Genomic DNA, 20,902 nt, shown 5'->3' with positions numbered 1-20,902 from the left:
GCCAGCTTAACCAAGTCAGCATTAGCATGAGAAAACAGCGAATATTGGCTGAATCAGATGATTTCGCTCCCTTCCAGCCTGTGGTATATTTTAGTTACCTGATGAACCTTATCAATTAGTTTACTTTTGGTAACCTGGATTAACACCGGTGACAAATGGAAAAATGTGTTGTAGAAACAGATAGTAACGGCAGAAAAAAAGTTTTAAACGCCTGTACTGAGCCTTGTGCGATCGAAAAGGGCATGCGTTTAATTGGCGGAAAATGGAAAGGCTCGATTATTTATAAATTAAAAGATGAACCCGTGCGTTTTAATGATTTAACCCGCATGCTCGGTGGCGCCAGTAAAAAAATGGTCGATCAACGGTTAAAAGAATTAGAAAGCGAAGGCATGGTACTGCGAACTGTCATTAATGACAGGCCGGTTGCGGTAACCTATGAGCTCACCGAATTTGGCAGAAGCGCCCTGAGTCTTTTAGAAGATTTAAGGGTATGGTCTGAATCTCACCAGATTTAAGCTTATTGAAGATCATCACTTTACCATGCCGGCTTTACAGTAATGATAAAGCGATTTCGCTGTATTCGTCTTGAACCGGCAATAAAAAACAGCTGGAAATGCAATCGGTATTGCAAAACCAGCCGAATTGATACTCGGCAAATGCACCTCGCTACGATATTTTCAATTTGCGGTCCAGGCTAAAACGTTCTCCGCCAAGCAGCACAAGCATCACCAATAAACTGCCCCATAGCACATGCTGGTTTAACGCCGCCGGGCTGATATCCACCAAACTCAATACCGCGACATAATTCACCACAAACAATCCCAGCGCCGACAACCGGGTGAACAAACCTAAAGCCAATAATATCGGCAATATCAACTCGCCTAAGGTACCGGACCAGGCAGCAACCGCCGGGGATAATAACGGGACTTCATACTCGTATTCAAACAGCATCAGGGTCGACTCCCAGTCACGCAGCTTGGTCAGTCCAGATTTAAAGAAAATACCGGCAATATAAATCCGGACCAAGACATTCGCCGGTGAAAGCAAATAATGGCTGAAATCTAAAATCCGGTTGTGTAATAACCTGGCTTCTAGCAGTGTCATAATAATAGCTCCTGTGGTTGACGCCGATCGCTTACCGGCGCGCTAAGGTAAATAAATGTTGTTAAGCTTAATTCTGGGGGCCGTTAAGCCATCGGCGTTAAATAAACACCGTTAAGTTGCTGTTGTTCGATGGCTTTTGGCAGCCAGTCGACAATGGCGAAGTCTTCACTGACCTGATCTAATGCCTGGCCGAGGGATAAACCCCGGTCATGCTTAGCCGACAGCCACAGCTGTAACCACTGATATTCAGCAGCGGTAATTGAGGCATATTGCGCCTGAAAATGCGGGCGCCAGACAAGGTAATAAAAGACCTTATCGCCGGTATTTTCCCTTTTGCTGTCTTGAGTCTTTTCCCGGTATTTTTGTGAGCAAAAACCTAAGTAATCGTCTATCTCCTCAAATGTTAACCTGGTATTTTCTTTACTTAACTGCGTCATTTCATTGATGATCGCATCTAAGGGAAAATCAGACGTTACTACCCGGGTTCCGGCGCTTAAGCTCAGGGAAAGCCGGTACGGGTCTTGCCCGGACAATAAGTTAAGCGAGTCCAGATCCCGGCTGACATTTTCACTGCGCTCGCATTGATGGCAGGCATAATCAAGCTCGGCAAGCGAGGCGAGCAATGCAGCATGGTTAATGGCTTGCCCGGCAATAAAGTGCGGAAAATCCAAACCAAATTCTCCCCAGTCATATTCGCTTTTCAACCCGGTTTGCAGGTAATTTTTTACCAAGTCTTGAAACACCGCTTCACCGACAAAAGAATGTACCGTGGCAAAGGTAATTTTTAATGCAAAACAGGCGTTGTTAAGCAAACTTCGTTGATAAATCGCTAACCCCTGTGCAGTGATTGGCGCACCGGGACGGACTTGTGAAAATATTGCTTCAAGTAAACTTGATTGCTGATGTTCAAGCGCCATGATTTACACCTCCGCCATGACTTGGTGATGTTTATTCGCCAACTGTTTTGGAACCTGTGTATAAGCGCTAAGTGCGTCTGTAAAAACCTCCAGGGCGATAGCTTTTGCTTTAGCCGCTTCACCGAGCAGGGTTTGCCAGGAAGGTAAATCATTGTCCCATTCGATCAGGGTGGCGACAGCGCCAAACCTTTCCAGTGCAAACCGGTATAAAGTCCAGACCTCTGTAGAGACCGCCTGGCTATGATCATCTATCATCAGCTCTCCTTCCTCCACCGGAGTACAGCCGGCAAGGTGCAATTCACCGACACAATCCCGGGGGATAGTGGTTAACCATTGCTTGGTATGCTCGATAACATCAAGTTTGCCGCCATCTGGCTGCAACAAGGCATGATTTTGAGCATTAACCACTAAGTTATTAATATCGATTAATAACTTGCAGCCGGTTAAGCGGCAAAGTGCCACTAAAAACTCACTTTCACTGTAGGTAGAACCGGGCAATACCAGGTAGGCCGACAGGTTTTCCAGCAAGATGGGCCGCTTTAATATCGCCTGTACCCTGCTGATATTGGCCGCCATCACTGCCAATGTTTCATCATTAAAAGGCACCGGCAGCAGATCGCCGCCGTGAACAGCCTGGCCGTTTATCTCCGCCCAGCTAAAACAGGCATGATCGGACACCATTATCGGCTGGCACAGCCTGATCAAATCGGCCAGTTGCTGAATTTGTGCCTGCGGCGTAGGCAAAGCCGACCCCAAGCCAAGTGAAGTGGCATGCAAACTGATATCATAGTGTTGCTTAATATCAGCCAGCAACGCCCGACTTACGCCGCCTGCTGCAAAAAAGTTTTCTGCATGCAGTTCAATAAAGTCGATATTAGCTGGAGTGTCTAAAGCATCTTGATAATGCACATGCCTTAAACCAACACCGATTTTCGGCAAGTCTGTCGGTGTCTTCAACTGTGTAGGAAACATAATGTTTTTCTCCAGTAATATCGAAAAGGGGCACTATTTTGCTTTTTTCAGCTGCTTTATAATTTCACGGGCTTCTTTGCGGGTATATCCGCCCTGGCTTTTACACAAACCTTTGGTAACTAAGTGCCACTCCCCCGGATCGTTATCAACGGTTGATTGCCCGGCACAAGAGTGGGTTCCCGCCAGATTACTGCAATCGTTTTGTCCAGCCGGGGTGATACCGTAACACTTCTCTTTTTTCGCCCGTCTTTCCGCTGCTTCGGCATCGGCTAAGACACCTAAGGTTAAAGTGGCGGCAAGTGCGGTTGATATGGCTAATTTATGACTCATGTGACTCTCCTGAAATTAATACTGATTTACGCCGCTAAAAACATCTTGTTTTCAGCGGGTAGACTTCTTCATTTGCCGTCTGGCTTGAAAAATTAAAGTTCGGCCGCCGGCACTTTTCTGATGTCCTGCCAGTTATCGTCTGACTGGGCAAGATAACCGGGCACATCGGTCAGCCATTTCTTTTGCACGTCTTTATTGAGGTTGAGGTAAAGCTTTCCATCAACGATTTTCCAGGCTAGCGGGTCGGTATCAAATTTCTTTTCCATCGCGACACCAAAGGCACAATAACCGCCGTATTGAGGTGCGTATTTGGCCGGATTCTTATTAAACATGTCGCGATTTTCTTCATTGCTGAAGCGGTATATGCCGCCTTTGTAGGTTGCGGTATAATCGGCACTGCCCATTTTCGGCGCCGACATCGTGTAATAACTCACCGGATCGTAACCTTTAATGGCCAAATCATTGGCATCTGCGTTCATGTCGATATCTGCGGCAAATGACAGGCTGCTAACGGCAAACAGAGAAACAGCTAAAGCAGACTTTAAACGTGTGGTAAACATAAAATTTCCTCGGGTGTTGTTTGTTAATCACGGAAGAAATAATACTGTTGAATAACGGGGCTGTGGGATACAATCGTCCGAACTTTGAGTCAAATCGTCCAGAGATGTCATGGATCACCTTTCACAAATCATTGACCACTTCAAATTAACCGCCGGCGTTTTCTATACAGGCAAGCTTTGCGGTTTATCGCACTTCAATGAAAATGAAGCCCTGGAAGGGCATATCCACTTATTGCGCAGCGGCGTACTGGCTGTAAACGGCCTGGACAAGTCGCCACTTGTGCTTGACCAGCCTTCCATCATTTTTTTGCCGCGGCCGACAAAACACAGCCTTAAAGCACGCGAAATAGATAATGCCGAACTGATTTGTGCCAACATCACTTACGACAGCAGCAGTACCAGTTTGCTGGCCGATGCCCTGCCCGACATGTTGATCTTGCCGTTAGAGTCATCGCCATTTTTACAAACCAATATTGACTGGATAATCAGCGAAGCAGGCGATGAACAACAGGGACGTCAGGCGGTCATGAACCGTCTGATGGAGATTTTCATTATCAATATGCTGCGGTCGTTATTGGTCAAGGGAGAGCTTGCCCGTGGAATGTTAGCAGGTTTGATGCACCCGCAGCTGAAACAGGTCTTGCAGCAGCTGCATAATGCCCCGCAGGAGAACTGGTCATTAAATAAAATGGCCGAACTGGCCCTGATGTCGCGCTCAAAATTTGCCGAAATATTTAAAACAGTGATCGGCCAGACTCCCAACGACTACCTGGTGAGCTGGCGTGTCGCTACCGCACAATCGTTATTAAAACAGGGCAAAAGCGTCAGCCTGGTTGCCAACAACGTCGGCTACGATACCGCATCGGCATTAGCCCGGGTGTTCAGGAAAACCTGCGGCATGTCGCCAAAACAATGGCTGGATAGTTTGTCACTTTAACTCACGTCTGCAAACGATAGGCTTGATCAAATTCTACTTATATAAAGTTCAATTAAGTGACTGACCGTAATAACCCTGTTGGTACAAAGCACAGCCCCCTTGCCAACAGCGCTCAGGCGCTACTTTTGCGCAATTAACGAGCTTCCAGCCACTAAACACATGAAACTATAAAAAATAAGATTGTGGCATAACGAAAACAATTATTACCGTTAACCCGCCAAGCTCTTGTGCTGTTTAAACCTTGCTTAATAGTCTTACTCAACATTATTGCATGCGGCTAAGCGCTTTCCGGCATCTGCTGGTAATAACAAAAGGCAAGAGCCAAGTACACAGGGTTACAATTAAATAAATTCCTTTGAAATCAAACGGCAATATTCACCCATTTGCATATTCCATTAAATCTATCCGCTTATTTTTATCACTATATGGGGCTCTAGGAATACAGGGAAAGTTTTTGAGAATTAAAGTGCGAGAACTTACCGCTTTGAGACACTATGACTCCAAGTGCATTAAAAGCTCCTCAATTGAGGCCATGGTAATAAGTTAACATTTGAACCTGGCTCAGGCTCATCGTTATCAGGTATATGCACAATCGTGAGGGACGATAAGTAATGAATAATTACTTCACGAAACTGTTGTTTTTAATGGTTAAAAATTTCAACTCTTGATGATTTTTCAATAAAAAAGTTGAAATTACCACCTTTTGAGGTGGTGTTTCATGAAAATGCTTATGCGCTGATACACACCATAAAAAAACAGTATTTTTAGCTTTACTGCTTTGCCAGATATACATGTATAGGGAATAAACAACACAGGGAGGAGTTATATCTGCTTAGTAACAAATGAGAAATTGACCGATGAAACCAATATTTCTTGTCATGCTTTTAGCAACGGTGTTCAGTGCCAGTAGCCATTCAAGTGAAAAAATAGAAGTAAATCAACCTGCCAGCACCAAAAGTCATATTCCTCAATGGGTTTTCAACCCTGTGATTAAGGACGGGATTGCGGCATCGAATTGTGTAAAGTTTTCAGGAAACATTTCCATTGACCAAAAAAAAGCCACTGCCAATGCCCGTACCTTTCTGGCTCAGCAAGTTCAAACCTGGGCTGAGGCGTTGGACAAAACCTATGACAGCAGAAGCGATTCAAACGACAGTACGACTTCAAATGCAACCTTTACTTCAATTTCCAGGCAACTCACCAGCGAAACCTTAAATGGTATCCGGGCCGTTAAATTTGACATTGCCACCATTAATAATGTCGATTATTACTGCACCCTGGTTGCATTAAGCCCGGATGCCGTTGAGGTGCTTTTCAAGCATATCGTTGATAAATCTCGCTTAAAAAGCGATCCGACAGAACAAAGTTTTCCCTATCAAGAGTTTAAGGCCCACACAACTAAGGAGGAGCGAGAAGCTGAAATAAAACATTCAATAAACTAACCAAACATAGTGAGACCTTATCTAATGAAAAATTTATTAATTGCAGTAATCGCTGTTACTGTTATCACGGGTTGTCTATCAACCCCCAGTGCTAAAAAATCAGTGCTGATGCCAGCCAAAATTAATGGTATGCAAGGAGTAAAAAGTATCGCGGTGATCCAGGTTGATGGCACAGATAAGCCCTGGTATAGCGACCTTAAGAAGGATGCCTTGCCAAAATTTGAGGCTTTTCTTGCCAATGTTGATGTTGACGGAGAGCGCTATTTTAATGTGATTGACCAATCCCACATTAAGCGTGTGAAGGAAGAGCAGCAGATCTCATCTCAGGCAACTTCTGATGAAGAAACCGCGATAAAATTGGGACGCTCAGTGAGCGCCGATACCGTTTTCATGGCTCATTACCAAGTTTCGGATATAGAAACATCCACTTATCAGGCCAAGGCTCAAGGAGAATGCCTTAAAGAGCACGAAGCCACGGAAAAAGTGACCAAGTTCCTGGGAGAAGGAAGCGGCTGTTATGAATACGATGAAATAACTGTTGATTGTGAAAAGAAAACTGTAAATGTTGAATTCACCCCCAAAGCAACCAAGGTAGAGAGCGGCGAGATAGTTTATGCAAAAACCTATAAAGCAAGCGCTACCTTTAAAGAATGTCCAAATGAGGAAAATAAAACGCTCAAATCAAATAGTTCACTGGTCAGCGATTCACTCGATATCATATTTGCACAAATGAGAAGGGATATTGCCCCTTACTCACTTTTGCTGAATTTAAAGCTGATTGATGGTGATAACACTGCAATGCCTGAGACAGTAAAAGGCGTTTTTGACCGGGGATTATTTTTTGCTGAAAATGACATGCTTGACCGGGCTTGTGCCAAATTCGAACAAGCGGCATCTGATTATAGCCAATCTCCGGCGCTGATGTATAACTTAGGCGTCTGCCTGGATATCAAAGGAGAGTCTGATTCCGCCAAGGGGTTTTATGAGCAGGCATTAGATTTGTCTGCCGGCTTATCATCAAGTGATACCGGCTTAGTGCTTAATGCAATAAAAAGGCTGGAAGGTAAAACAGATTTAGACAACCACAACAAGCGTGACCCTGATTGGCCCCTTAAGTCAATGCAAGACAGCATTACCAATCTTTTTCAGTAAAAATACGCCTTTGCCCTGGTGACCCTGCCGGGGCAAAGGCTTGATTCATATGCGAGTCTCTATATATTACTGACATCTCTTTCTTATGGTTATTTTTTATGGCTTACTCGACCGCATTGCCAAACAGCTTGCTCCCAGACCGCTACCAAAGTAATTTGATAATACATAGATTTGTTTTAGCTCAGCGCTTAAATCAGCCAAAGCTAAATTGGTTTTAAAGGTGTAGAGCCATAAAGCATACAACCCAAGCGTTGTTAAAGCATAATAAACCCCAGTAAGATTTGCTTTGCCGTTTTTGATGTATTAAAAGAAGCAATACTTACTTCAATAAAAGCAGCTCAAGCTCGAACTCATGAGTACTAACTGGCTTTTTATCAACAATAAAGGATCGAAAATGTCCGATACAACACCGGCACCACAAACCCACATTTTAACGGCAGACAGCCCTAGTCAGCCCGGTACGGTGGACGTGGTTACCCGATTTTTATATCAGCAGGGATTTTATATCAATGAAATTCACTCGTTCGACGATACCGATAAAGAGCGTTTCTTTATCCGTGTGGAATTCAGGCCCGATAAAGAACAAGTATTTGATCGCGATGCGTTCTGCAGCGAATTTGATAAACGGGCCAGTGAATTTGACATGCAATGGCAACTTTCCTCCAGCCCGTTTAAATCAAAAGTCGTCATTATGGTCTCGAAACACGACCATTGCCTTAACGATTTATTATACCGGTATCGCACGGGTGATTTGGCGATAGAGATTCCAGCGATCATCTCTAATCATCCTGATTTAGAGGAACTGGCTAAATGGCATGGCATTCCTTATTACCACCTGCCAATCAGCAAAGAAACCAAACCGCAACAGGAAGCAAAAGTATGGAAAATCATCCAGGACTGTGAAGCCGACCTGGTGGTATTAGCACGTTATATGCAGGTTTTATCGAGTGACATGTGCGAAAAACTTTCAGGTAAGGCGATTAATATCCATCACTCACTGCTGCCGGGCTTTAAGGGCGCAAGGCCTTATTATCAAGCTTATGATCGCGGCATTAAACTTGTTGGCGCCACGGCGCATTATGTCAGCGACGATCTTGACGAAGGGCCGATCATTAGCCAAGGCGTGGAAACCGTTGACCACTGCTATTACCCGCAAGACCTGGCCGCAAAAGGGCGTGATATCGAATGTTTAACCTTGGCGAGAGCGGTTCGTTGTCATATCGAACATCGCATCTTCCTTCACGGTCAAAAAACCGTGGTATTTAGTAAGTGAACCAATGCAACTCTGTTTTTAAAGGACATACCGGCGAAGAGAATTGATTGCACTTAAAAAATAAAGGTCTGAGATGGTGTCATGTAAATTCCTAAAATGAGTTAAAAATCAGGAATTGGCACCATAGTCCTTGTTATGTCTTTAATGCAGCAGACTCTTCTTTTAAAGCCGCCTTATTCCAATTAATAAATCCCCTGACATTAATGAGGAAAAAAGCAAAATTGCCGATAGCCATACCGTAGCTAGACATAAAAAACAAACCCAACACAATCCAAAATATGTTTGAAATAGCGAATATAACAAAACCCGACTTTTGCTTATTTCCAAGTAAATATACGGCATACAAGCTTAAAGCAATTGCAAACCAATCAATCCCGTAATGCGCAAATATATTTTCCACTGATTCATTTCACCCTGACTTGAGAAACACATAACACCACATTAAGCGGCTAACGACATTTTGGCTCTTTAGCCCAGTCTTTCCAGGTAATACTTCTACCGGGAAATGCAATTTTAGAGAAAGGCCAATGTTCTTGAAGCCAATTCAAGACTGTTTGATAAAGTTCCTTCTCTAAAGTGATGCTATCATCTCTAACCCACAAATATACTTCACACTCATAATTCGGTGATTGACTTTGGTCTATGTAAACAGAACCAAGACATGTGTCCTTTGAGTCACTAAAGACCGAGTAAGCAAATGCCTCACGTGATTCAAATTCTTGTTTATGAACCTGCAAGCTTGCTATATTTTCTTCGATTGTCATATCACTTTTGGGCCAGTCTGAACCAGGACCAAAAATCCCCTTTAGACGTTGTTGGCTAGACATTACCGCTTCATAGTCTAATTGAGCAACTGTATCGTCAAGCACTCTAAAGTGAAAGTAATTAGCTTTCAAAAATCTTGGAGCTTCAAAGGAGTTAGGAATAAAAGATTTTTGCATGTATTTGACTACTTGTAGTTGTATAACATTCGCTTTGGTGAATCACAATTGAACCTTGTTAGTACCAATCTTCTTGAAAAAGTCTTATCAACACTTCGATATAGCTTGCTCAATTCTCACAGCATCCCTGTTAGTGTATAACGCTTGGTTCAAGTATGACATAGACGTCACCTGAATCACTTATAGTTTGACCGTTTCATTTTATTTATAGATTTACATTTGCTTTAAAAGAGTTAGATCTGTTGTAATTTTATGTATCTCTAAAAGCTTAGGGAAATGAGCCTGCAAGTCATTTTTTATTTGTGCTGATTCATCGGTGACTCTGGTTTCGCCAGACATGCTAAACATACCAAGATTTAATTGAGAATATATGTCACCAATATAGGTTATTTCATTTGACTTTATAGTAAAGCCCCCCTCTAGCTCCATATAGTAATTCCCAAAAAGAATACGGAACCATTGATAGTCACCTGCCGGTAAAGCAACAACTTTCAAATCATCAGCTTTAGTAAGTACAAATTTGTAGCCTTTTTTCTTGCCTTCTTTTTGGCTAAATATAAACTCTAAATCGGCTAATAAAGGATTATTGTAACCATCCCAATTTGAGTGAATTTTAGTTACGACAATTCCTTGATTGGTTTCTAACCCTTGGCCAACTTTAATATTTTTAGTTGAACTTGCGCAAGCCGATAAAAATAGAAATGCGAGACTTAATACTAATTTTTGTTTGAACATCATTATTGATTACAACTCCAGTGAAGCTAACAGCTTATTAACCGACAAAATGTCGTAATAAAACACGTCATTATGTCGGCTTACTGAATTAATTAAAATATATAATTGTTCAACTATATCAGCTTGCTCTAAATAATTATTAACATTTTCCCTGCATAAAATACTGCTTTATATCGTCTAATAAGAAAAGTTCGCCATAATGCTCAAAATTACTGATGCAATGCTTTAGTCTTTTCCCGGCTAACCGGAATAATATCATTGGAAGAAAACACCAGTTGATAAATCGCTCCCGGCAAGGTCTTTATTTTTATTGCCAATGCCATATCCAATATGTATGACTTACGCACCCGGACAAAATTGGGCAAAAATGAGGTACTGAGTTTAGTTAACGACTTACCGTATAATTTGCTGCTACCGTCTTTTAAATAAAGCTCAGAATAATTACCTGCCCCCTTGATGCAGCTAAGGTGTGCAACAGCAACAACCTCTATCTATCCGGCTCCCGGTCCGGCGGTGAAGCTAAACCAAGCCGAGCGACTGCGTTTAACCGCAGCCGCCCGGCTGACTCCTTATCAATAACAAACAGCCAGCTTCCTTATAACCGAGTCTAGATAAACCTATTCAGGTGCGACATACTTAGGTTTGATGACAATTTCCTCCTGATCTATCACTACATTAACTTTCTGACCAGCAGAAAAACCGGCCCGCCGCAACCACTTGCCCCTGAGTACAATACAAGGCTCAAGATTAACGGGGACATAATTAATGCCGATGCCGCGGGTTTTCCCTGCTGACTCGCAGCTGGTTTCCAATACGGTAAGTTTTCGATAAATAGGATATTTTACTTTTGCCGAGCCTGGCTCTGACGTATGATGATGTTCAGCCATGACTTACTCCTGGTTAGTTCGTTGTGGTTAGCGACCTCTGGGTGTGTGCGCACTCAGGGGTTGCGACTTGGGTTATTGCTGTTACCGCGTTACTTGCATGATAACAGCGGTGCTTGAATAGATAATATTGAGGTAAATGCTCTCCTTGGTTGAAGGGATAGCACTATAAATAAAGACTATTAAGCTGGCTGAATCAATAGTGAAATAGTCTTTTTTTTATGATTAAATTGAGACGTATTTTAGCTGATTCCTGCCAGTACATCGGAAGCATCAAGCTTCCAGGGAACAGGGGTTATGCCATTAACAAGATGCCTTATAACTATTTGAGGATAAACATATTTATCGAGGTTTCTGTAACTACAGACCTCAATCAGGATATCAGGCCCCTCATATACACCCTCATCGTTTCTGATCCTTTTAATTTCATCTTCGCCTACCCACAGGCTAAAGGAAAAATCACGGGACGAGGTCTGCCACACAACCACTGATTCGACAGATGAAACCTCAAAGAATTCAGCAGCAGAGACATTACTGCCAAGTGATGCCGACTGCCACATTCTGCCATATTCAGAATTTTTGGGGTCGTTCGGGGATTGAGCGGACCATAATTTGTACACGATTTGCCCTCGTAATATCTTGGTAAACCAGTAGATGGCCTCAGAGGAGCAGCCGTTATTTACCATTAACGCCACTCCTTTGCGGATATTTTTCTCTCCACTTTTTACACAATCAAGTGCATAGTTAAGCCAGCTTTCCAGATCTGGGCTAAAGTGCGGGTCTGTCTCAATATTATCAATGCGCTGATGTAATCGACTGAGTTGCCGTTCGTACACCTCGTCATTGTTTATCACAATTTGCTCGCTGCTTAGCGATAATGAGTCCTGACGAGAAGCAATGCAATCTATTGCTTTAGTCAAGGATGATGTATTCAGATGTACCTCTCGTGAAAAACTAAGAGCGAGTAATTCACGTTCTTTTGACGGCTGTATATCTCTGCCGCCATATTTGTCCAAGAGTTCGACAAGCCGAGAAAAAGGGGCAGAGAATGAGGATGAGAAATCTTCATATAGGCGATCAGCAATTTTCAAAGGAAACTCACAACTGTCTACTCTTAATGGGATCAAGAATTTGCGCCCTATTGTTTCTTCTTTGACAAGAGCCGCATTGATTTCCCGGTTTACCCAGCCTGATTCTACCGCGGACTTAGATACGACAAGTAGCACCAGGCTGCTGGCCTCAATCCCGTCATAAACCTTGTCGATGAGCGAATCACCCACTTCTAGTTTCCAGGAGTCCAGCCATACAGGAAAGCCCTCAGACAGGAGCGCGCTAGCAAGTTTCTTGACAAAGGGTTTGTCTTTTGATGAATGAGATATAAATATATTTGACATATTTGCTCCTAACTGACGGGCGTAAATATAACGCCTTGCTAAAATACGCGAATTTTTACAAACTTTTCATCAAGTTGCTCAATTTTACTCCAATCATCACACCTTAACCCCCATAAGGCAAGTCTTGATATTTAAGCAGGCCCTCCCAAAATCTGCCCTGCCACTTATCTTCTTTACTGACTTTTCGAACAATATATCCATTAAGGCCGCACATCGATATCACCACATAAGGCGCCATATCAATGGCAAATACCGAGCATTGAAAACCGCCGTATACCATCATCTAATTTGATATAGAAACACTATTGTTTCCTTAATATTTGTAAAAGATATTGACAGAAAAAGAGTAATAATTGCAGGAAATCGGAAAACAATAAATATTCATAATATCTAATATCTTAGATGATAATGTCTTTTAGATAGTTAGAGAATTTTAAAAGGCTAAATCAGAAATGTTTATAGATTTAGGTAGTTAGTTTAAAAGCTCCCCCGAAAAAATGTAAAAAAAATTGACTAATTAAAGTTACTGCACTGAATTATAATATTTTTGCAAAGATACAATATCTAGGAACTTGACTATATTTGACAATAAAATTCTTTGGGCCAAAGTCCATATTAAAACGGAGTCCATGATAAGGTTACAATTTTTACTAAACTCAGGATTACCAAAGCCAAACATCAATAATTTTGTCTTTGAAACCCACAAATTGCCAACAAAAAACCACCTACACGCTGAATTCAATGTGCATTATCAGTTCGCTTATCAATCACTTTCAATATTAAAATATCTTGCACAATCTCAACGAGATGAAAGCGGATTAACAATTAATTGTAACATTATAAATTAGTTATCTTAGCTGATTGTTTCCGTCACCTGTATTTTTATTTTCATCAAAGTTTACTTGAGATGATTTATTTAGTTATCCAACAAAACCGCTTTTTCAACCTAGCCAATAATGGCGTGATGCTTGCCTACTGTCAGCGGGAAATTTTTAGATCATATATGGATCTTTAAAAAATATGCTTGGGCTATTTATTTCGAATAAATAGGATATCAAGACCGTGTTTTTAGAGGTGAGATTGACTTGGTATTTTTCCCAACTCAATCAGTGAATTTAATTCTCAATCAACATGACTTTATGATTTAAGGCTTTAGTTTCAAATTGTTATATAAGTGGTGGTTGCAGTCGCCAAACCTGCTGTAAAGCAGGGACGGAAAATCACGGATCCTTTTCTACAGCAAAACCGGATTGCGCAGATGGCTAAATGAGTCATCAAGTTTAATTAATAATCTGTGTATATGAAGGGGGATGTATGATTAGAAAAACGCATATGACTTTACTGTTCTTTACTGGGCTGATGCTTTCGAGCATAACGCATGCTGCAATTATGTTTATTGACCTGAATGATTTTTTTGCTGATCCATCTGTGGCGGTATCTGCCGATGGCTCTATGGCAACACTGACAGAAGACCCAGCCCTGTTTTCGGTATTACTTTCTAATGATCCGGGGTTAGGTGATCCCAATGTTATTATACCCGAGGAGAATACGTTACTTAGATTCGATTATGATTTTACTGAAGCTGCGGATGAGGATAATGAATTCGGGGCATTTATCAGTGATGCGACAACAGGTTTGAGTCTAGGCCCTAATTTCGAATTTTTCATTGATACCTCTAGTGCCGGTACTGTTTCATTTAATCTAACTCCTTTGACTGCATTAACACTGGGGTTGCAGTTTGAACTAAATGCAGGCTTTACAGATACCAGCTTTGATTCCTCTCTTGTTATTGAGAATGTACAACTGGTATCGGTTTCAGAACCTTCAACCATCTGTTTGTTATTAGCGGCATTAATGGCTTTAAAAGCAATACGAAGAAAAAAGCCCAGCTAAAAATAAACATGTTCGATTAATACATTAAAAAGCCTGTTAGTTCATATTCAAATGCAGGCAAGCTTTCTTTGGCCGTCTTGATTCAAAAAGACACACTCCACACTCGTAAGGAGAAATTCCATGGTATATAAACAGGAATTTAAACAACTTCGGGCTGTGAAAACAGTCATGTTATTATGTTTTTTTTTAGCTTTATTTTTCCATGTCAATACAGTTCACTCAACAGATAGTATTCATTTAGAAGACCTCACACAAATTAATAACCTTAATGTCAGTTTAACCGCTGGCCAGTTTAATCGCCGTACAGGAGAGATCACTTACAGCGCAACTATCACAAACAATGCCGGCGAGTCTTATCCGGGACCTATTTATTTAGCGATATCAGATATTACCGATTCGGCGGTTACTGTGGTGAACGATCTCGATAACAGTGATTTGGGGGCAGGTTTTTTCCGTTTTGATACCCCAATCTTTGAGCCGGGAGACCAATTGAGTAACCCCGTCATTTTTTCAAACCCAACACGAGTACGGTTTAATTTTAACACCAGCACATTTTTTGAATCGCCTTTAACACCTGATATTTTGGATATCAGCATCACCAGCCCTGTTTCGGGTTTTCTGACCAGCCAAGATAGCCTTGTTGTTACTGGTACTTTTGGAACTTCAGTAGAATCTATAGAAGTCAATGGCTTCCCTGCCACGTTACAGGAAAACAGCTATTCTTCTGCTCCTATACCATTAATAGAGGGCAATAACACTTTAACTGCGGTTGCAAGAAATACTACCGGCGGGCTTGGCACTGCCAATGTAATGGTACTTAAAGATAGTACTCCGCCCACCGTCGGTTTTTCAAACCCTCAAAACAATCAAGTTGTCACAACCGATACCATCCAAGTTTCTGGAAATGTAAATGATATTGTCACGGGTACGGTGAATGAAGAAAATTGTCAAGTTACTGTTACTGGGCGTACCGGCAGTATTGTAGCAAGCGTAGTTAACCGCAGCTTCCAAATCGTCAACTTCCCGATCGTCCCCGGATTAAATGAAATCACCGTTGTGGCCAGAGATACGGCAGGCAATGAAAGTACGCCAGCACAAGTAAATGTGACCAGACAAGAGCTTATAGGAAAGCAATTACAAACTGTTACCGGCAATAATCAAACGGGTGAAATTAACCAAATACTCTCTCAACCGGTTACTGTCCGTGCAGTAGATGCCGCAGGTGTACCATTAGCCGAAACCTTGCTGCAATTTGAAGTTACAAGTAATACCGGATTGATTAAACCGGCAGGCTCTGCGATCAGCAATAATCAGTTAGTCCATAATTTACTGACGGATAGTGAAGGTATGGTTGCACTTGATTGGACTTTAGGTAACCGTGTTGGTGTTGGTAACAATAGCCTCGAAGTTAGCGGGATAGGCTTTTCTGCTCCGTTACAGTTCTTTGCCTCTGCTAATCCCAGTGCCTGCAGCCAGTTATTAGCTTTATCGGGTGAAAACCAGGTGGGAGGAGTCAGCACTGCTCTGGCTAATCCCCTAGAAGTTGTCGCATTTGATGATGGCGGGAATTTTTGCATTGATCAACCGGTAACATTTGAAATTGGTTTAGGTAACGGAAACCTGACAGGAGCAACCTCGTTAACGGTCAATACCAATGCAGATGGACGTGCAGCTGCGATTTTAACTCTGGGAGATACGCCAGGAATTAATAATAATAGTGTCTCAGCAACATTCGATGGATTAGCTCAAAACGTCAGCTTTATTGCTACGGCGGTTCTGACCGGCATCGAAGCCGATACCCGTTTTATTGGCGTTGTATTGGATACAGAAAATATACCGGTACCTAATGCCACGGTTCAAATTGAAAATACCGACCCGCTGATTGAGACAGTAACCGATACAAACGGCCTTTTTGCCTTGGAGGGGGTGCCTATCGGCAGTGGTTTATTGCTTGTCGATGGCTCTACCACCACCAGAAGCGGCCGTTGGCCGACATTGGAATATGTCATCAATGTTATCTCTGGGATCGATAATTCCCTTGGTAATCCAGTATTTTTACCTGAACTTGATGCAACGAATTTTCAAACGGTTGGCGGCAACGAAGACGTCGTCCTGACCATGGAAGGAGTCGAAGGCTTCGCCATGAAAATTTTTGCAAATTCGGCAACATTTCCCGACGGCTCAACAACGGGGGCAATGGGGGTGACTCAAGTCAGTAATGATCAGGTCCCTATGCCGCCTTCTGGTGGTGCAGCTCCTCCTTGGGTTGGAACATTGCAGCCTGCCGGAGTATTTTTTGATCCACCGGTTCAATTGACCGTCCCCAACTCATTAGGTCTTCCCCCAAATCAAATCGTTAATATGTTTAGCTTTGATCATGATCTACAGCAATTTGTCAGTGTTGGTACCGGCACAGTGCAAACCGATGGCGCGACCATAGTTTCTGATCCCGGTAGTGGTATCCGCAAATCAGGTTGGTTTTTTGATTGTCCACCACCACCGCCAACGGAAGAAACAGACAACTGCGACGATCCCCTGAAAAATAATGATTTGCGCCAGGCATTTCGAGATGCCTGGACCAACTCAAATCCAGGCGGAGGACTAGCCGAAGATAATCCGGGCAGGCATGAGCAGGGGGGATGGATTGTCCAGCATCCTGATGGCTCAATAACGATAGACCCCTGGCCCTTGGGTGATGGTGACTCAATAACCCCGGGTCCTCAACCCGCAGGTACTATCGGCGGCTTTCATACGCATCCCAATACTGATGCCTCGATTTATGCTCAGGAGCCATCACAAGGCGACATTGATACAACAATCCCTCAAGGAGTTCCCTGTTATATCATAAGCAATGATCGAATTTACCGTGTAAACGTTGATGGTACTGTTGACGATCTTGGTTCAAGAGGTGATTTGACTTCACCGACATCATGTGGCGATTGAGGAAACATCCAATGAATAACAGCATTATAATAAAGACATTGCATTATATAGGTCTTTTAATTTTTAGCGTGATCTTATGGAGCATAAATAAACCACCTTATGCGATATCAACCTTGGATATTCCTATGGCCAAAAAAGAGAAGCTGAAAATCGGTTGTAAAGCCGATGCGATAGCCCTTGCACAACAGGCTGCCACTAAAGCAGGTTACTCGACTGAGAATCAAAAAATTACCACAAAACTTAAAAACAACCATTGGATTATTTGGTTCAGTTCATTAGATGTGAATAGTCGTAAAAAAGGACAAGGATTTAAAGTCGTCATCGATTCGGTTACAGGAGAAACCATTCAAGCGGTACTAGGCCAGTAAATGCTCAGAATCGCAATGAGGAAATTCAAATGAATAGAAAAGAGATAATGCAGAGCTCAAAAAGCCTATTATTTTTAATCATAGGTTTATCCCTGATTTCTTGGGCGAGTCAAGCAAGCCAAACCCATCATCAATTTTTATTGGAAGATTTTGAACCTGTTCCGATAAACTTTGCCGTTCTGGATGAAAACTGTACAGTCAGCATTGCCAATCGCACGGCAAGAGTGAATCCCGATGGCACTTATAATGTACCGAATGTTCCGGCAGGACCTGCTTTATTAAGAGCACAGGTTTTATGTCAAAATGAGCTGTTGGTTTATGGCGGCTTATCCGACTTCTTTCAATTATCACAAGGCAGTCCTGTTTCACTCGGAAACATCAGATTGGGACCTATCCCGCCAAGTGTTGAGTCACTGAGCGTCACAGGCGGTGGCATAATAGGAGAAGCAGGCTCAACCGTCCAGCTGCTTGTGCTGGCTGAACTCTCAGACGGCAGCACCCTGGATGTCAGCCAGGAAATGCAAGGAACAACCTATACCAGCAGTAACACCTCTATTGCCAGTGTTGATAACAATGGGTTAGTCACAGCAGGAAATCAAAGTGGTACCGCTTTTATCAGCATTCTTAACAGTGGTGTTTTTGCGGCAAAGAGTGTTACTGTCAGCGGTAGTAATGATAGCGACGGAGATGGTTTACCTAATGACTACGAAGTACTTTTTGGCTTAAATCCAGCCGACTCCGGCGATGCTTCTTTGGATCCCGATGGCGATGGATTAACTAATTTACAAGAATTCGCACAAGGCAGCTTAATCAATAACCCAGATACTGATGGCGATGGTTTATCTGACGGTGCTGAGGTAACATTAGGCTCAAATCCCTTATCTCCCGATTCCGATTTGGATGGTGTATCCGACGGTAATGAGCCCATTGGTGATTTTGACGGAGACGGTATTATCAATGTGCTGGATCCGGACAGTGATAATGATGGCCTAAGCGATGGCATCGAAGTCGCTCTATCGGGAAGTACAACCGGGGCGAATCCATTTAGTGACGATGACGGCGATAGTCTTAATAATATCGATGAAGTGGTATTGTTTACCGATCCCAATAATCCGGACTCTGATAATGACGGCCTGACTGACGGCCAGGAAATTGCGTTAGGCAATGATCCTTTAGTGCCGGATTTGACCTCCCCTGAAGTTGCCTTTACCAACCTGGTCACCGGGCAGGAACTAGTCAAAGGAGATAATATTAACGTGCTAGTTGATGCCACCGATGATGGCTTGATAACAAGTGTTACCTTATTTTCACAGGATGCTGGTATATTCGAGGTTGACGAAACCCCGCCTTTCGAGTTTGCTATACAGGTACCTACTTTAGGAAACTCATTTGAACTAACAGCAGGTGCTATTGATACCAATGATAATGCAGCTGAAACAGCACTTGAATTACTTCTGATCCCAGACCCATTAACAACCGTTGTTGGTGTTGTTATAGACGAAAGTGCTAATCCTGTTGAAGGTGCTACGGCATTAATCCCATTAGCTAACCATTTAGTTGAAACCGCTGACAGTCAACTGTTATATGGACCTATTGTTAATGATTCAGAAACTGAGCAGGTGGCTATAGATATCAATGGAACTATGTTATTTTCACCGGGTAGCCTGACATTATCAGATCAGGCTGTCGATCTGGCCCCGGCAGGTCCTGTTGATCTTTCAGGTCAGCTGATCGCCAACCTTCAAATGTCCACTGTTGCAATAACCTTATCCGGCACTACAGCCGATGGTTTTACTTTCAGCCTAGAAGGCGAAAACCCGGTAACAAACTTCTTTATGGGAGAAGATGATGAAAATTTATTTACAAGGATTGAGCTTGAGTTTACATCACTTGACGCTGCCGGGCTCCCTACGGCATTACCTTTAGTCAATCAACTGCCAGTGATCACTTTTCAATGTGAAGATAACTTTATTTTAGATCCGGATACATCGGAAGTGGTAGAAGTAGAAAGCTTCTGTGAAAATGAGCTCTTAGCTGTAGCTCCCTCTTTACAGGCAACAACAGGTCAAGATGGCAGTTTTTCCATTGACAACGTCCCTACTATTTTTGGCGATATCGTAGTCAATGCTCTATTTGAAGCTTCTCCTGGAAAATTTATTCACGGTAGCAGTACACCTATTCCCTTTGTCCGCGGGGGAATTACCGATGTGGGGAATATTGAGCTTAGAGCCAGAAAAGGGATTCTTTTAATTGAAGACCAGGGAGGATTTGACGGTGCTGTAACTGTGCTACTTAACGATGGCCACCAGGTAACCGTGATCAATAACGAATGGGAAAATAATCATGCAAACCTGCTTAATACCACTCTTTTAAACCAATTCGATCTCGTTGTCTGGGGAGCTCGTGGCGCAGGCGAAGGTAATAGTACACCGCAAAATGTTGCCGATAGCCTTGAAGCTTATATTCAGGGAGGCGGCAACTTATTGGTGACAGGATATGACACAATAGGAAGTCCGACGGATCCGGTTTTGGCTAGCCTGGTGCGGGCTGTATTCCCCGGGGATGAAGTAAGTCGTAACCCAAACTGGCAAACCACAAACGAGGATAACTTTATCTTAAATGGTACTTTTGGTGATTTTAGAAATCAGACATTTACCCATATAGGCTATGATGATGACACTTTAACTCCGGATTTAAGCAGAGGTGCCGTCGTGTTAGCAATTACCCCGGAAGTGACGAGCAAAATTATCTTCACAGACTTGCCTGGCCAAGCAGGCACAGTAGGTTATTGGAACGGAGGTAATCTGGGCAGTGGAGCAGATGCGCAGGATGACTTTAGTAATGGCGGCATTCCTGAAGGTATCTTTCGCAATTGGGCAGATGGAGCCATTTTTGGCTTTACTGCTCAATAACTTTACTATTTAAAGAGTTAATTACCCCCGGTGCTATGCCGGGGGATCGCTATTATTCAAACCTACAGATTACTTGGGATCACTTTTATATAACAGCTCAAATTCGATTATCTTAACAAACCAGGAAGCACCCAATATTCATGTA

At 42.7% G+C, this 20,902-nt stretch carries 20 protein-coding genes and 1 riboswitch; of the genes, 9 read left to right on the top strand and 11 right to left on the bottom strand.

Annotated elements, in window-relative coordinates:
• Positions 1-155 precede the first annotated feature (155 nt).
• Positions 156-515 (top strand): winged helix-turn-helix transcriptional regulator, encoded by a 360-nt coding sequence (locus SG35_RS29260; protein WP_044833790.1) that lies wholly within the window; start codon positions 156-158, stop codon positions 513-515.
• Positions 516-666: 151 nt separating this feature from the next.
• On the opposite strand, the gene SG35_RS29255 is transcribed toward SG35_RS29260, so the two are convergent.
• The 5 genes from SG35_RS29255 to SG35_RS29235 all read right to left on the bottom strand — a co-directional run bounded on the left by SG35_RS29255 (position 667) and on the right by SG35_RS29235 (position 3,883).
• The gene (locus SG35_RS29255; protein ID WP_044833789.1) at positions 667-1,104 is read right to left on the bottom strand and encodes a DoxX family protein; all 438 of its coding nucleotides are present in this window, start codon (positions 1,102-1,104) and stop codon (positions 667-669) included.
• An 83-nt stretch (positions 1,105-1,187) separates the two neighbouring features.
• Positions 1,188-2,021 (bottom strand): HvfC/BufC family peptide modification chaperone, encoded by an 834-nt coding sequence (locus SG35_RS29250; RefSeq protein ID WP_044833788.1) that lies wholly within the window; start codon positions 2,019-2,021, stop codon positions 1,188-1,190.
• Positions 2,022-2,024: 3 nt separating this feature from the next.
• On the bottom strand, positions 2,025-2,993 hold the full coding sequence (locus SG35_RS29245; protein ID WP_044833787.1) for an MbnB/TglH/ChrH family RiPP precursor modification enzyme: 969 nt from the start codon (positions 2,991-2,993) through the stop codon (positions 2,025-2,027).
• Between the two features lie 33 nt (positions 2,994-3,026).
• On the bottom strand, positions 3,027-3,323 hold the full coding sequence (locus SG35_RS29240) for a BufA1 family periplasmic bufferin-type metallophore (protein WP_044833786.1): 297 nt from the start codon (positions 3,321-3,323) through the stop codon (positions 3,027-3,029).
• Between the two features lie 92 nt (positions 3,324-3,415).
• A complete protein-coding gene (locus tag SG35_RS29235) occupies positions 3,416-3,883 on the bottom strand; it encodes a YHS domain-containing (seleno)protein (RefSeq protein WP_044833785.1) in 468 nt (155 codons plus the stop codon).
• A 109-nt stretch (positions 3,884-3,992) separates the two neighbouring features.
• Here SG35_RS29235 and SG35_RS29230 point away from each other — a divergent pair, with 109 nt between their 5' ends.
• From SG35_RS29230 to purU, 4 genes are all read left to right on the top strand, one after another.
• A complete protein-coding gene (locus tag SG35_RS29230) occupies positions 3,993-4,820 on the top strand; it encodes an AraC family transcriptional regulator (RefSeq protein ID WP_044833784.1) in 828 nt (275 codons plus the stop codon).
• 857 nt (positions 4,821-5,677) lie between these two features.
• A complete protein-coding gene (locus SG35_RS29225; protein WP_044833783.1) occupies positions 5,678-6,262 on the top strand; it encodes an LPP20 family lipoprotein in 585 nt (194 codons plus the stop codon).
• A gap of 24 nt (positions 6,263-6,286) precedes the next feature.
• Complete coding sequence (locus tag SG35_RS29220; RefSeq protein ID WP_044833782.1) at positions 6,287-7,414, top strand: tetratricopeptide repeat protein; 1,128 nt, start codon at positions 6,287-6,289, stop codon at positions 7,412-7,414.
• A gap of 394 nt (positions 7,415-7,808) precedes the next feature.
• Positions 7,809-8,687: a formyltetrahydrofolate deformylase gene (purU, locus tag SG35_RS29215; protein WP_044833781.1), complete on the top strand. Its 879-nt coding sequence runs from the start codon at positions 7,809-7,811 to the stop codon at positions 8,685-8,687.
• Positions 8,688-8,820: 133 nt separating this feature from the next.
• On the opposite strand, the gene SG35_RS29210 is transcribed toward purU, so the two are convergent.
• The 6 genes from SG35_RS29210 to SG35_RS29185 all read right to left on the bottom strand — a co-directional run bounded on the left by SG35_RS29210 (position 8,821) and on the right by SG35_RS29185 (position 12,641).
• The gene (locus tag SG35_RS29210; RefSeq protein ID WP_053043154.1) at positions 8,821-9,087 is read right to left on the bottom strand and encodes a nicotinamide mononucleotide transporter; all 267 of its coding nucleotides are present in this window, start codon (positions 9,085-9,087) and stop codon (positions 8,821-8,823) included.
• Positions 9,088-9,136: 49 nt separating this feature from the next.
• On the bottom strand, positions 9,137-9,628 hold the full coding sequence (locus SG35_RS29205; RefSeq protein WP_044833780.1) for a hypothetical protein: 492 nt from the start codon (positions 9,626-9,628) through the stop codon (positions 9,137-9,139).
• Between the two features lie 213 nt (positions 9,629-9,841).
• Entirely contained in the window at positions 9,842-10,366 is a 525-nt protein-coding gene (locus SG35_RS29200; RefSeq protein ID WP_044833779.1) for a hypothetical protein, read from the bottom strand.
• 206 nt (positions 10,367-10,572) lie between these two features.
• Positions 10,573-10,854 carry a LytTR family DNA-binding domain-containing protein gene (locus tag SG35_RS29195; RefSeq protein WP_084693053.1) on the bottom strand — a complete coding sequence of 94 codons (282 nt, stop codon included), beginning with the start codon at positions 10,852-10,854 and terminating at the stop codon, positions 10,573-10,575.
• 126 nt (positions 10,855-10,980) lie between these two features.
• Positions 10,981-11,250: a SymE family type I addiction module toxin gene (locus tag SG35_RS29190; protein ID WP_274055521.1), complete on the bottom strand. Its 270-nt coding sequence runs from the start codon at positions 11,248-11,250 to the stop codon at positions 10,981-10,983.
• 239 nt (positions 11,251-11,489) lie between these two features.
• On the bottom strand, positions 11,490-12,641 hold the full coding sequence (locus tag SG35_RS29185; protein ID WP_053043509.1) for a toll/interleukin-1 receptor domain-containing protein: 1,152 nt from the start codon (positions 12,639-12,641) through the stop codon (positions 11,490-11,492).
• A gap of 1,179 nt (positions 12,642-13,820) precedes the next feature.
• Positions 13,821-13,899: riboswitch (cyclic di-GMP riboswitch) on the top strand.
• A gap of 56 nt (positions 13,900-13,955) precedes the next feature.
• Between SG35_RS29185 and SG35_RS29180 the strand changes: the two genes are divergently transcribed.
• The 4 genes from SG35_RS29180 to SG35_RS29165 all read left to right on the top strand — a co-directional run bounded on the left by SG35_RS29180 (position 13,956) and on the right by SG35_RS29165 (position 20,757).
• On the top strand, positions 13,956-14,534 hold the full coding sequence (locus SG35_RS29180) for a hypothetical protein (RefSeq protein ID WP_044832681.1): 579 nt from the start codon (positions 13,956-13,958) through the stop codon (positions 14,532-14,534).
• 120 nt (positions 14,535-14,654) lie between these two features.
• On the top strand, positions 14,655-17,477 hold the full coding sequence (locus SG35_RS29175; protein ID WP_044832680.1) for a carboxypeptidase-like regulatory domain-containing protein: 2,823 nt from the start codon (positions 14,655-14,657) through the stop codon (positions 17,475-17,477).
• Positions 17,478-17,488: 11 nt separating this feature from the next.
• Positions 17,489-17,845, top strand: a complete 357-nt coding sequence (locus SG35_RS29170) for a hypothetical protein (RefSeq protein ID WP_044832679.1) — start codon at positions 17,489-17,491, stop codon at positions 17,843-17,845.
• A gap of 29 nt (positions 17,846-17,874) precedes the next feature.
• Positions 17,875-20,757 (top strand): Ig-like domain-containing protein, encoded by a 2,883-nt coding sequence (locus SG35_RS29165; protein WP_084692717.1) that lies wholly within the window; start codon positions 17,875-17,877, stop codon positions 20,755-20,757.
• Positions 20,758-20,902 lie beyond the last annotated feature (145 nt).

The organism is Thalassomonas actiniarum (genome assembly GCF_000948975.2).
Taxonomy (GTDB): Bacteria; Pseudomonadota; Gammaproteobacteria; order Enterobacterales; family Alteromonadaceae; genus Thalassomonas; species Thalassomonas actiniarum.
Note: the sequence above shows the minus strand (reverse complement) of the source record. Positions and strands in the feature narration are given on the sequence as shown.